A 12,566-nucleotide genomic window follows, 5' to 3' on the forward strand; every position below is an offset into this window, starting at 1 on the left:
CGGACTGAAAATAAGCCCCCTGTGGGAGCGAGCCTGCTCGCGAATGCGGTGTATCAGGCAACCGAATGTTGGATGCACCACCGCCTTCGCGAGCAGGCTCGCTCCCACAAATACAAGATCAACAAGAGACCGATATGCACAGCGAGTTCCCCACCGAATCCAGCTACCGCGACCAACGCGAACAGTTCATCGCCGCCGCTAACGCCGCCGGTGCCACGCTCACCTCGTACGCCCATCCACGCTGCGGCCCCTTTGGCGAACCCCTGAGCACCGACGTCGCCGTGCTCGGCGATCCACAGGCCAAATGCCGACTGGTAGCGCTCAGCGGTACGCACGGCGTCGAGGGCTATTACGGCTCGGATTGTCAGATCGATTGGCTGAAGGCATTCGTACCGGGCTCGCTGCCCAAGGATGTCGCGGTGGTGATGGTGCACCTGATCAACCCATGGGGCACGGCATGGTTACGCCGGGTCAACGAAGACAACATCGACCTCAACCGCAATCACCTCGACTTCACCGGGCCGCTACCGGATAACCGCGCGTACGCCGCACTGCATGAGATCTACGCCTGCACCGATTTGCACGGCCCCGAGCGCCAACGCGCCGATGCCTTGCTCGACGCGCAGATCAACGAACACGGCTGGCCAGCGGTGATGTCGATTGTCGAGGGTGGTCAACACAGCCATCCCGACGGACTGTTTTACGGTGGTCGCGCGCCGAGCTGGTCGAACCGCACCTTGCACCAAATCATCGAAACGCATCTGGCTGGCGCTGAAACCGTGATGTGTTTCGACCTGCACACCGGCGCCGGCGAATACGGCCATCCGATGTTGCTGACCATCACCCAGGCGCCTTACCCGGCACTCGCGCAGGCCCAGGCAATTTATGGCCCATGGCTTTACACCCTGCACACCGGCGCCGACACCTTGAGCGAAACCGGCGTGGCAGCGACGGCTACGGGGTACACCTCGCAGGCGTTGCTCAAGGCCTTGCCGGACGTGCAGTTGATGCCGTTCGTGATCGAATGCGGGACGTATCCGGGGCCGGATGTGCATCGGCATTTGCGTGATGACCATTGGTTGCATTTGCATGGCGATCCGCTGGATGCGGTAGGACGTGAAATCAAACTGAATCTGCTGGAGCAGTTCTATCCAGCTGATCCGGACTGGCGGACGATGGTCGGTTTGCGCACTCGGCAAATCTGGGCGAAAGGGTTGTCGGCGTTGGGTAACTGGTCGCGGTAAATCATCAGTGTCTTTGCTGCCGGCACTTTCCTCCGGGCACAAAAAACGGCTCACTTTGCGGTAAGCCGTTTTTTGTATCCGTGCTGCGCGATCTAATTCATACCTGCATCGAACCCGTTTCCTACAGCATTTTTTCAACCTGATCTCTCGGTACCGACTCAGTCGAATGAAAAGGCATTTCGCGCCTGTAGTACCTCGCCCCCGACCTAGCGGTTGTTCTGCACTTCTCCTACAGATTTTTCAGGTCGACAACTTACGCGCCTTTACCTGAGGATATTTTCTGTTGTTTTTTCCAGGATGGATTTCAGATGAAAAGGATGAGTCCGTTGCCAATCAACTCTATTTTCAGTCGGCCATTGTCATGAGTATTTCCAATGAGGATCGCGATTTTCTGGTGGCGATGGGCAGTCGCATTGCGCACTTACGCACAGTGCACGAGATCACACAGACTCGGTTTGCACGGGCTTTAGGTCTTTCCCGGCAAACCTTTCAGGGCTACGAGGAGGGCACGCGCAGCATGCCGGTCACGACACTGGTGAAGATGGCATTTGCGCTTCGCGTGCCCGTTGAAGACCTGCTCGGGGTTCCCTCTTACACGGAGACGCCCAGACGCAGCTTGACCTCGACGTGGTATCGACGACTGCAGTCCATCAATGAGCTCTCGAAGGTCCAACAGAAGGTCATTGCGCAGATGATCGACGCCTTGATCGCACAGGCAGCGACCAAAACGAGCAACGAACAGAAGGATATTTTGAAGTAACAGATTACCGAGACTTTTCTCGAGGCATAAAAAAACGGCCTACCTTTCGGTAAGCCGTTTTTAGTACTTGGTGGCTACACAGGGACTTGAACCCCGGACCCCAGCATTATGAATGCTATGCTCTAACCAACTGAGCTATGTAGCCAAGTGGCGCGCATTATTCCCCTGAAATGGAAAAGCGTCAAGCGTAAATTTAAAAATTTTTCTACGCTTTCAACCGTTTATCAAAATCACTGGCCGAGCAGCGGCGAAGGGCAGCGTTGGAACCAGCGGCTGGCCTGCTCATACGCGTGCGCCAATTGCAGGACAGCGAAGTCAGCCTGGTGCTTGCCGATGATCTGTAGCCCCATCGGTAAACCGTGCGAATTGAATCCGGCCTGAACATTGGCCACCGGGCAACCCGACAGCGTGCCGGGGATGACCACCTCCATCCAGCGGTGATACGTGTCCATCGCCACGCCCTCGATAGACGTTGGCCACGGCTGGGTTTTGTCGAACGGAAACACCTGAGCACTCGGCAGCAACAGATAGTCGTAGCGTTCGAACAACTTCGAGATAGCCCGATACCAATCGCTGCGCACCACCGAGGCCGCGAACACTTCGCTGGCCGAGAGCTTCAGGCCGTTTTCCACTTCCCAGATCGCTTCCGGTTTTAGCAAAGCGCGTTTCTGCGGGTCGGCATAGGTTGCGCCCAAAGACCCCGCGACCAGCCAGTGCCGCAACGTCCGCCAACTGCTCCACAGCCGCTCAGGCGCGAAACCGGGCTCAACCGACTCAACGTGGCAGCCAAGGCTCTCAAAATCAGCAAAGGTTTTCTCGCACAGCGACAGCACGCCTTGCTCCATCGGCAGATAACCGTTGAAGTCGCCCAACCAACCCAACCGCGAGCCCTTGAGATCACGCTCTAGCGGCGCCGCAAACGCCTCACCGGATTCAGCTATCGACAACGGCGCCCGCGCATCGCCCCCCGCTTGCACCGACAACAGCAGCGCCGCATCTTTCACACTGCGCGCCATTGGCCCCTCATAACCGAGCTGATCGAAAAACAGATCCGCACTGTCATCGAACGGCACACGCCCCTGCGAAGGACGAAACCCAAAGATGTTATTGAACGCCGCCGGATTACGCAGCGAGCCCATCATGTCGCTGCCATCCGCGACAGGCACCAGATGCATCGCCAGCGCTGCCGCCGCACCGCCACTGCTGCCCCCCGCCGTTTTGCTCGGGTCATACGCGCAAGCAGTCGCGCCAAACAACGGGTTGTAACTTTGCGAGCCGAGACCGAATTCCGGGGTGTTGGTCTTGCCGATAATGATCGCGCCGGCCGCCTTGATTCGCTCGACCATGATGCCGTCGCGCTCAGGCACAAAGTCCTTGTACAGCGGCGAACCCAGCGTGGTGCGAATACCTTGGGTCAGCGACAGATCCTTGATCGCATGAGGCAAGCCATGCATCCAGCCACGGTATTCGCCACGCGCCAGTTCGGCATCGCGTTCATCGGCCTGAGCCAGCAGATGTTCCGGTGACTGCAGGCTGATCAGCGCATTCACCATCGGGTTGAAATGTTCGATATGGGCAAGGTAAGTCTGCATCACTTCCCGGCAGGAAACCTGGCGCAGGCGGATGCGTTCGGCGAGCTTGTGGGCCTGCAACAGGACCAGTTCGCTGATGTTATTAGAGTTCATTGCAAGCGGCCTTTCAGACGGCTGGAAAAACGCCCCGCCAGTGCGCCGGGGCGGTAGCGATCAACGCATCAGGTTGGTCCAGAGACGGTCAGCGAGGCGGATCGCACCTTCGCCGCAAGTCTTGCTGAACACCACGTTCGTCCCTTCGGGAATATGCAGTTCCGGCGCGTCCTTGAGCGCCGCGTCGAGGAACGGTTCGACGCCTTTGATCGGGCTCTGGTGCTTGAGGAAGTTCTGCGTCATCGCCGAGTTTTCTGGCTGGCTGAGGAAGGCGATGAACGCCTTGGCATTCGCCGGATTTTTGCTGCCGGCAGGGATGACCATGTTATCGACCCAGGCCAGCACACCTTCTTTCGGGTAGAGGTATTTCAGCGTCGGTTTCATCTCACGGGCACGCATCGACGAACCGCCCCAGAACATCGACATGTCGATTTCACCTGAGGCAAGGTTCTCGCGAATCGAGCCGGCCTTGGAGCTGTAGGTTTTCACGAATGGCTTCTGCGCCTTGAGCAGTGTCAGCACCTGCTGCATCTGTTTCGGGTCTTCGCTGCACAGCGGAATATTCAGATAGAGGCTGGCCATATCGACCATGTCGCTGACCGAATCGAACATGTTGATGCGCCCCTGCAACTCGGCTGGCGGCTCATACAAAACCTTGTAGCTGTCGGCCGGGCCTTTGTAGCGCGCCGAGTCCAACACGACGCTGGTGGTGCCCCAAATGAACGGCACCGAATATGCGCCTTCCGGGTCCCAGCTCGGTTTTTTCAAGTTATCCACAACGCTGGCGTAGTAGGGCTCCTTGACCGGGTCGAAGCGCTCCAGCAGGTTTTCCTTGATCAGGATCGGCACGAACTGGTGCGACGGAATCGCCACGTCATAACCGGCGCCGCCCTGTTTCAATTTTGCCAACAAGGTTTCGTTGGAATCGTAGGAATCGACAGTGACTTCGATGCCGGTCTGCTTCTGGAACTTGGCAAGAATCTCCGGCGAAAAATAGCCGCTCCAACTGACCACGTTGAGTTTTTCGGCCGCCTGAACACTAACAGCCATGGTCAGCGGCACAGTCAGAAACAACGAAGTGCCAACGCTTTTTATCCACTTGCTCATGCTATTTCCCCACAGGTCGTAGAAGGTTCAGGCGTTCTTTTTGCCCAACAGGTAAGAGAGGCTGACGAACAGCACCGAGACGCCGAGGATCAGCGTCGACACGGCGTTGACGTCGGGTGTCACGCCCATCCGTAGCAGACCGAAAATGAAGATCGGCAAGGTCGTGGTGCCGGCCTGCGAGACCATCATCGAGATCACGAAGTTATCCAGCGAGACGATGAAGGCCAGCATCAGCCCGGAGAAAATCCCCGGCATCAGCAGCGGCAGAGTGACTTTGCGAAAGGTCCGCCACGGGCCGGCGTAGAGGTCGGCCGAGGCTTGCTCCAGCGACAGGTCCATGTCGTTCAGCCGCGCACGAATCGGCAGGTAGGCGAAGGGAATGCAGAACACCGTATGGGCGATGATTAGGTTGCCGTAACCCAGCGACAGACCGATGGTCGAGAACAGCGCCAACGTCGCCACACCGACGACAATTTCCGGCAGCACCAGCGGCAACATGATCGCGCCCATCGACAAGTGCAGGCCTTTGAACTTGGCGCCGCGCGAGGTGCCGAGGGCGGCGAGGGTGGCAATCGCCGTGGCGATCATGCTCGCGCACACGGCGATCAACAGGCTGTTGCCGGCGGCCTGGCGCAAGGCCTGATTGGCGAACGCGGCGCGATACCAGTCGAGGCTGAAACCGGTCCACACCGTCGCCGATTGGTTGGCGTTGAACGAGAACACCACCAGCACCACGATCGGCGCGTAGAGGTACAGATAGAACAGAAAACTGAAGCCGCCGAAACCGGGGAAGTCCTGCACGCCCAGCCCTTTGCGTTTGAATAGCGCGAGCATCACGCACCTCCTTTGGCGATGCGCTGGCGCTCGGCGCGCAGGGCATACACGGTCAGCACCAACATCACCGCAGCCATCAGCACCAGCGATAACGCCGCACCGAACGGCCAGTTACGCGCATCGCTGAACTGCCGGAAGATCAGGTTGCCGAGCATCATTCGCGTGCCGCCACCGAGCAGTTCCGGGGCGATCATCGCGCCCAGGCATGGCACGAAAGTGAGGATCGCGCCGGCGAGAATTCCCGGTTTGGCGATCGGCAAAACTACTTTGCGCAAGGTGCGTATGCGTCCGGCGTAGAGATCCTGCGCGGCTTCGAGCAGGCGGATATCCATCTTTTCCAGCGTTGCGTAAATCGGCAACACCACGAACGGTGCGTAGGTGTAAACCAGCCCCAGCAGCACCGCGCCGTCGGTGTACAACAACTGCATCGGTTCATGGATAACGCCCAGGCCCATCAGGCTGTTGTTGATCACCCCGGTGTTGCGCAGCAGCAGAATCCACGCGTAGGTGCGGATCAGCAGGTTGGCCCAGAACGGCACGGTGATCAGAAAGATCAGCAAGCCACGGCGATGCGCCGGTTGCATGGCCAGCCACACCGCGACCGGGAAACCGATCAGCAATGTGATGACCGTGGTCAGCCCGGCAATGCCAATCGAGCGCAGAGCGATGATCAGATACGAGTCGGCAAACGCGAGACTGTCATCCAGTTGTCGTTCGAACAGCAGCGAGGTGTAGGCGTCGCTGCTGAAGACTTTATTGACCCCGCCGTAGGGGTTGGCCTCCATCAGCGAATAGCCGATGACGATGAGGATCGGCACCACCAGAAACAAACAGATGGCGATCAGCGCCGGGCTGACCCCGAGGAAACTCTGGAAGGCCTTGCGGCGTTCCAGCGTGTTGGCAATCGGTAAGGCGTGCATGGCAACTCCTCCGGCTCAATCGTGCAGGACGCTGGCGCTTCCACGGTCGAACAACAGACCGGCCTGGGAGCCGACGGCAAAGCGCAGGCTTTGATCGACGCAATTGGGCGTACGCACGGTTAGGCGCGAACCGTCGCTGAGGCTGACCTGATATTGCAGATCGGTGCCGAGATAGATCTGCGCTTCGATCCGGCACGGCAGCGCGGCTTCAGTCACTGCCGGTACCAGATGCAAGCGTTCGGGACGTACTGACAGGGTGACGTTGACGCCGACCTGCACATCGCTGCACGGTTGCGCCGGCAATGGATGACCCGCCGGGCCGGCGAACCACGCCTGACCGCCGTCCACACGAGTGACGGTGCCTTCGATGAAATTGGTTTCGCCAATGAAGTCGGCGACGAAGCGATTGCGCGGCCGTTCGTAAATATCCTCTGGCCGACCGACCTGCTGCACTTCGCCTTCGGAAAGTACGGCGATGCGGTCGGACATGGTCAGCGCTTCTTCTTGGTCGTGGGTGACGAAGATGAAAGTGATACCGGTCTTGGCCTGGATGGTTTTCAACTCTTCACGCATCGCCTGGCGCAGCTTGAGATCGAGCGCCGACAGTGGCTCATCGAGCAACAACACTTTCGGATGCGGAGCCAAAGCGCGGGCGAGGGCGACACGTTGTTGCTGGCCGCCCGACAGCTGCGCCGGTTTGCGATTGGCGAAGCGCTCCATCTGCACCAGCGCCAGCATCTCGCGCACACGCTCGGCGATTTGCGCCTTGGTGAGGACTTTGCCCATTGGGTGCGATTCGAGACCGAAAGCCAGGTTCTCGGCGATGGTCATGTGCGGACAGGCGTAATGCTGGAACACCGTGTTGACCGGGCGCTGGAAGGGCGGGCGATCAGCGATGTTTTCGCCGTAGAGAAGAATTTCGCCTTCGGTGGGAAATTCGAAACCGGCGATCATCCGCAGCAGCGTGGTCTTGCCGCAGCCGGAAGGGCCGAGAAGGGTGAAGAATTCGTTGTCGCGGATGTCCAGGTCGATGCTTTTCAGCGCCACCGGACCGGTCTGCGGATCACCGTAAACCTTGCGCACTGAGCGGATCGAGACCGCCAGCGTTTGCAGCGAATGCAGGGCATTCATGCGTTACCTCCGATTCCCCCATCGCCTGCGACTCGCTTTGCAAAGCGTTGCCGTCGGGCCATGGATATTATTTTTTTGGGCAGGATCGAGATTGCGTTCGGGTGTGAAACCAGCTGTTTTTTTGTTCTGCTGTGGCTCGATTATCAGCCAGGGGTTGCGCGGCGCGACACTTCAATTTAAACATGGCAGGTGTTAGTTAATTTAATAGCCGAAGGTGCCAGGAATCATGCCCGACCACCGTTTGCCGCCGCTCAACGCGGTGCGCGCCTTTGATGCCGCCGCCCGTTTGGGCAGCTACGTCGAAGCCTCGAAAGCCCTGCACGTGACCCAGCCTGCGATTGGCCGTCACGTGAAATTGCTTGAGGACTGGTTGGGCATTCAACTGTTCGAACGCACTTCGCGCGGGGTCAACCTGACGCCGGCGGGGGAGAAGTACCACCGCAAGATCAGCGCTGCTTTGCAACTGATCATCGAAGCCGGCAAGGAAGCTCGGCCGAAAGATGCCGAGCGTTGGTTGCGGATCATGGTGGTGCCGGGTTTCGCCAAGCGCTGGCTGATGCCTCGGATCGAAGCGCTGCGGCATTTGCGCCCGGGATTGAAACTGGCGATCGAGCCGAATTCGACCTTCACCGAAGTGGATGGCAAGAGCGCCGATCTGGGCATCGTCTACGGCCTCGACGGGCAATATGCCGACTCGCGGGAGGCGCTGATTTGTCCTCGGGTTTTCCCGATCTGCACGCCGGCGTATCTGGCCAGCATTGCACCGATCAACAGCCCGGCCGATCTGGTCAGCCACGAGCTGATCCACGTCGATGACGGCGAATGGTGGAACCTGTGGTTCGCCGCCCACGACCTCGATATCCATCTCAATTCCGACATGCTCTACGTCAACAATGACCATGCGCTGTCAGTCGCCGAGAGTGGGCAGGGCATCGCACTGGCCAACGAGGTGCTGGTGCGCCATGAACTCGCCAGCGGCAAACTGGTGCGTGCGGTCGACGCTCAGGTGAAGCTGGAGAGTTATCGAGTGCTGACGCCGTCCGCCGAGCTCTCGGCGGATGTGGCGTGGTTCATTCAATGGCTCAAGGCTGAACTGGAAACGGACTTCCCCGAGGCCGTGATCAACTGAGGCGGAAGCGTGCGGTGTTGTCGCTCAGTGCCTTGCTGCCCTGACTCAGAGTATCCGCCGCCAGATTCACCGCCCGTGCACCTTCGAGCAAACGCACGGCGGCCTGATCGACCTGCTGAATATTGCCGCTGACTTCATCGGCGGTGCTGGCCTGTTCCTCAACCGCTGTGGCGATCTGCGCCAACGTATCAGTGACGCTCTGCACGGCGCTGGCGATTTCGCCCAAACGTTCACCGAGGCCAGTGACCGACTCAGCATCGGTTTGCGCCTGGCCGCACGCGGCCTCCATCAGCGTCACGGCTTCGTTGACCGTGGCGCGCAGGCTATCGACCGTGCCGGCGATCTGCGCGGTGGACGACTGCGTGCGTTGCGAAAGGCTGCGCACCTCGTCGGCGACCACGGCGAAGCCACGACCCTGTTCACCGGCACGCGCAGCTTCAATGGCGGCGTTGAGTGCAAGCAAATTGGTCTGTTCGGCAACACCGCGAATGGTGTCGACGACCAATTGAATCTGCTGACCTTGTTCACTGACCCGGCCCAGTGCTGCTGCAGTTTCGTTCAAACGCTGATTGAGCTGCTGAATACTCGCCGTGGTGCGCTGGCTGTCGCGGCTGCTGTCGGCCGCGATGCGTCGGGTGTGCTGGGCGCTGCCGGAGGCCTGCTCGCAACTCTGCGCCACGCCTTGCGACGTCGCGGCCAGTTGCGTGGCAGCAGCGGCGATCTGGCTGATCTGCAACTGTTGCGCCTCGACTTCGCCGAGAGCGCCGCTGGAGTGTTCGTTGAGGCTGCGCACGGCATGGCTCAACTGCGAGGTTTCGTGATCGACACCGAGCATGCTCGCGCGCAGTTGCACCACGGCAACGTTGAGCGCGGTGCTGATCGCTGCCAGCTCATCGCGGCCCTCCACCGGTACTTGCAGACTGAGGTTGCCATCGCGCAGGGCTTCGGCGAGCAGGGTGATGCCGCTGGCGCTGCGACGGATCGAGGCTTGCAGGCAGACAAACAGATACAGCGCCGCGAGTAGCAGGCAGCCGAAAATGGCTGCAACGATAATGAACTGACGGATCGCCGAGCTGTGGTAGGCATCGAGTCGTTGGTCCAGCGACACCAGCGACTGCTGGCGCAGAGCGGCGAGGTCAGTCAGCAGAGCATCAAGGTTGCGTTCGAAGTCTTCCGGTTTGAGCGTGATGCTGCCGCCGAACACGCCGTCATCCAGCACCTTCAGGCCGCTATCAAGGCGTTTCAGGCTGTCGTGGTATTGGCTGGCCCAGCTCTGCTGATCGTTCGGCAGGCGTGCCTCAAGTAGCGTGGCGGTTTTCACCAGTTGCTCGCGGGCATCACCGATGCGGCTGCGCAAGTCGCGCAACTGCAAACGGCTTTGCAGGGTGAACTGGCCAGAAACCACTGAGGCTTGGCCGACTGCGGCGAGGCGTCCGACCCGTTCGATCAGGTCGGGTGCGTGTTGCGTTGATATCTGCGTCAGCAGGTAGGTTTCCAGCCACGGTGCGAGGGTCAGGCGGTTGTCCATGACGATCTGCTCGCGCAACGCTTGCAGAGCGCTGAGGGCATTGGTGAAACGGTCATAACCGTCCGGCCACCAACCGACTCCGCTGAGGCTTTTCGAATCCAGACCATTGAGTGCGGTTTGCAGTGCCTGATAGCGCGTGAGGGTTTCGCCTTCAGCACCTTCATTCTTCAGGGCATTGCCCAAGTCCGTGGTGGCTTGCAGTACTGCAGGTTGTACCGCGTCGAATGCACCCATGGCGGCTAGGGTGGCCGGCGTCGGCTGACGATTGGTTTCCGTCGCACGCCAACGGGCGGCGCGGTCGCGTTGCGCGGCGAGCAGGTTGTCCAGCGCATCGAGCGCGAGCAACTGACGCACGCCGGCACGTTCGCCGGAAATCAGATTGAGCTTGTCGCGATAGTCCTGGCCGATCATCAACAGGCTGCCGGCCAACGGCAGAATGAACAGCAGAAACAACAACTGGAATTTACCTGCGAAGCCAAACCGCCCCAGCAATTTGATCCCCGGTGAAAGGAAAGCCTGCATGCCCCATGACTCCTCTGGACACCACGCACCATTGGCGTGCATCGCGGTCGCTCGACGTTGATGTTGTGCCCTGCTAAAAGGCCTCGAAAGTTCACTCTCGCCCGCTCTGTAGGCCGGCTCTGTAGCGAAACTTCCCATTGTCGGTGCCCTTTGTAAGGGCGCCGCGTTCAAGGGGAGAAGCAAGGCAAGATTCAGACCATGGCGTTGCGCTATCACCTATCCCTTGTAGGAGCTGCCGAAGGCTGCGATCTTTTGATCTGTGTTTTAACGGCAAGATCAAAAGATCGCAGCCTGCGGCAGCTCCTACATGATTCGGTCAGGTCAGTTAGTTAGCTGGCTAAGGGGATGGCGCTAACGCACCGAAAAATGGCACATTGATGCACCTGCCTGCGTGCACCCATCTGCTGTCCGGAAACTTCCATGGCTATCAGCAACGTTCAGACCGCCGCTGCCTCGGCGCCCGCTGCTCCGCAAAGCAGCCCATTGGTGATGCGTATCATCGGCGCGGTGGCGCTGGCGCATTTGATCAACGACCTGATCCAATCGGTTTTGCCTTCGATCTACCCGATGCTCAAGGCCAATTACGGCCTGACGTTTACTCAGGTCGGCCTGATCACCTTGACCTTCCAGCTCACCGCGTCGCTGTTGCAGCCGTGGGTCGGTTATCACACTGATCGGCATCCGAAACCGTGGTTGTTGCCGGCCGGTTCGATTTGCACACTGATTGGCATCGTGATGATGTCGATGGTTGGCAGTTTCCCCCTGATCCTGCTGGCGGCGGCGCTGATCGGTATCGGTTCCTCGACGTTCCACCCCGAAGCCTCGCGGATTGCGCGGCTGGCTTCGGGCGGACGCTTCGGTCTGGCGCAATCGACCTTCCAGGTCGGCGGTAACGCCGGTTCCGCGTTCGGTCCGTTGCTGGCGGCGGCGATCATCATTCCGTTCGGTCAGGGCAACGTGGCGTGGTTCGGTTTGTTCGCGGTGTTTGCGCTGTTCGTGCTGTACCGCATCAGCCGCTGGTACGCCCATCACCTCAATCTGTTCAAGCTCAAGGCCGGTCAGGCAGCGACTCACGGGCTGTCGAAGGGCAGGGTGACCAGTGCGTTGGTGGTGCTGGGGCTGTTGGTGTTCTCCAAGTATTTCTACATGGCCAGCCTCACCAGTTATTTCACGTTCTACCTTATCGAGAAGTTCGACTTGTCGGTGGCCAGTTCGCAACTGCACCTGTTCCTTTTTCTTGGCGCGGTAGCGGCGGGGACGTTCTTTGGTGGGCCGATTGGCGACAAGATCGGGCGTAAAGCGGTGATCTGGTTTTCGATCCTCGGCGTGGCACCGTTCACGCTGCTCATGCCTCACGTTGATCTGTTCTGGACCAGCGTTCTCAGCGTGGTGATCGGCTTCATTCTGGCGTCGGCGTTCTCGGCGATCGTGGTGTACGCGCAGGAGCTGGTGCCGGGCAATGTCGGGATGATTGCCGGAATCTTCTTCGGTTTGATGTTTGGTTTCGGCGGGATTGGCGCGGCGTTACTCGGGCATCTGGCGGATATTCACGGGATCGAGTACGTGTATTTCCTGTGTTCGTTCCTGCCGTTGTTTGGCGTGTTGGCGATCTTCTTGCCGCGTACCAAAAAGCCCTGATTCACACATTTCCCATTGTAGGAGTGAGCCTGCTCGCGATAGCGGTGTGTCAGTTACGGTTGAATTGA

10 protein-coding genes and 1 tRNA gene are annotated in these 12,566 nt (G+C 59.5%); 4 read left to right on the forward strand and 7 right to left on the reverse strand.

Annotated features, from left to right (window positions below):
- Positions 1-134: 134 nt before the first annotated feature.
- Both PMI23_RS06290 and PMI23_RS06295 read left to right on the forward strand, forming a co-directional pair.
- Positions 135-1,244, forward strand: a complete 1,110-nt coding sequence (locus PMI23_RS06290) for a DUF2817 domain-containing protein (RefSeq protein ID WP_007912923.1) — start codon at positions 135-137, stop codon at positions 1,242-1,244.
- A 283-nt stretch (positions 1,245-1,527) separates the two neighbouring features.
- Positions 1,528-2,004: a helix-turn-helix domain-containing protein gene (locus tag PMI23_RS06295; RefSeq protein ID WP_007912922.1), complete on the forward strand. Its 477-nt coding sequence runs from the start codon at positions 1,528-1,530 to the stop codon at positions 2,002-2,004.
- 68 nt (positions 2,005-2,072) lie between these two features.
- On the opposite strand, the gene PMI23_RS06300 is transcribed toward PMI23_RS06295, so the two are convergent.
- The 6 genes from PMI23_RS06300 to PMI23_RS06325 form a co-directional block, all read right to left on the reverse strand.
- Positions 2,073-2,149: transfer RNA gene (locus PMI23_RS06300), tRNA-Met, on the reverse strand.
- Between the two features lie 85 nt (positions 2,150-2,234).
- Positions 2,235-3,689 carry an amidase gene (locus PMI23_RS06305; protein WP_007912920.1) on the reverse strand — a complete coding sequence of 485 codons (1,455 nt, stop codon included), beginning with the start codon at positions 3,687-3,689 and terminating at the stop codon, positions 2,235-2,237.
- Positions 3,690-3,749: 60 nt separating this feature from the next.
- Complete coding sequence (locus PMI23_RS06310) at positions 3,750-4,796, reverse strand: ABC transporter substrate-binding protein (protein ID WP_007912918.1); 1,047 nt, start codon at positions 4,794-4,796, stop codon at positions 3,750-3,752.
- A gap of 27 nt (positions 4,797-4,823) precedes the next feature.
- Positions 4,824-5,630, reverse strand: coding sequence for an ABC transporter permease (locus PMI23_RS06315; protein WP_007912916.1), 807 nt, complete (start codon positions 5,628-5,630; stop codon positions 4,824-4,826).
- Positions 5,630-6,550 (reverse strand): ABC transporter permease, encoded by a 921-nt coding sequence (locus PMI23_RS06320; protein ID WP_007912914.1) that lies wholly within the window; start codon positions 6,548-6,550, stop codon positions 5,630-5,632. The genes PMI23_RS06315 and PMI23_RS06320 overlap by 1 nt, the downstream gene beginning before the upstream one ends.
- Positions 6,551-6,565: 15 nt before the next feature.
- Positions 6,566-7,681 (reverse strand): ABC transporter ATP-binding protein, encoded by a 1,116-nt coding sequence (locus PMI23_RS06325; RefSeq protein WP_007949699.1) that lies wholly within the window; start codon positions 7,679-7,681, stop codon positions 6,566-6,568.
- 226 nt (positions 7,682-7,907) lie between these two features.
- Between PMI23_RS06325 and PMI23_RS06330 the strand changes: the two genes are divergently transcribed.
- Positions 7,908-8,810, forward strand: a complete 903-nt coding sequence (locus PMI23_RS06330) for a LysR substrate-binding domain-containing protein (protein ID WP_007912910.1) — start codon at positions 7,908-7,910, stop codon at positions 8,808-8,810.
- Here PMI23_RS06330 and PMI23_RS06335 read toward each other — a convergent pair.
- On the reverse strand, positions 8,803-10,860 hold the full coding sequence (locus PMI23_RS06335; protein ID WP_007912908.1) for a methyl-accepting chemotaxis protein: 2,058 nt from the start codon (positions 10,858-10,860) through the stop codon (positions 8,803-8,805). The two genes, PMI23_RS06330 and PMI23_RS06335, sit on opposite strands and share 8 nt — an antisense overlap.
- A gap of 420 nt (positions 10,861-11,280) precedes the next feature.
- On the opposite strand from PMI23_RS06335, the gene PMI23_RS06340 reads away from it, so the two are divergent.
- The gene (locus PMI23_RS06340) at positions 11,281-12,498 is read left to right on the forward strand and encodes an MFS transporter (protein WP_007912906.1); all 1,218 of its coding nucleotides are present in this window, start codon (positions 11,281-11,283) and stop codon (positions 12,496-12,498) included.
- The last annotated feature ends 68 nt before the right edge of the window (positions 12,499-12,566 follow it).

This window comes from Pseudomonas sp. GM24, assembly GCF_000282235.1.
Lineage (GTDB): Bacteria > Pseudomonadota > Gammaproteobacteria > Pseudomonadales > Pseudomonadaceae > Aquipseudomonas.

Excerpts from the sequence above, each read along its gene's own strand:
- PMI23_RS06330 (WP_007912910.1), top strand. The coding sequence starts at position 7,908 with ATGCCCGACCACCGTTTGCCGCCGCTCAACGCGGTGCGCGCCTTTGAT.
- PMI23_RS06320 (WP_007912914.1), bottom strand. The coding sequence starts at position 6,550 with ATGCACGCCTTACCGATTGCCAACACGCTGGAACGCCGCAAGGCCTTC.
- PMI23_RS06310 (WP_007912918.1), bottom strand. The coding sequence starts at position 4,796 with ATGAGCAAGTGGATAAAAAGCGTTGGCACTTCGTTGTTTCTGACTGTG.
- PMI23_RS06315 (WP_007912916.1), bottom strand. The coding sequence starts at position 5,630 with ATGCTCGCGCTATTCAAACGCAAAGGGCTGGGCGTGCAGGACTTCCCC.
- PMI23_RS06340 (WP_007912906.1), top strand. The coding sequence starts at position 11,281 with ATGGCTATCAGCAACGTTCAGACCGCCGCTGCCTCGGCGCCCGCTGCT.
- PMI23_RS06325 (WP_007949699.1), bottom strand. The coding sequence starts at position 7,681 with ATGAATGCCCTGCATTCGCTGCAAACGCTGGCGGTCTCGATCCGCTCA.
- PMI23_RS06335 (WP_007912908.1), bottom strand. The coding sequence starts at position 10,860 with ATGCAGGCTTTCCTTTCACCGGGGATCAAATTGCTGGGGCGGTTTGGC.
- PMI23_RS06290 (WP_007912923.1), top strand. The coding sequence starts at position 135 with ATGCACAGCGAGTTCCCCACCGAATCCAGCTACCGCGACCAACGCGAA.
- PMI23_RS06305 (WP_007912920.1), bottom strand. The coding sequence starts at position 3,689 with ATGAACTCTAATAACATCAGCGAACTGGTCCTGTTGCAGGCCCACAAG.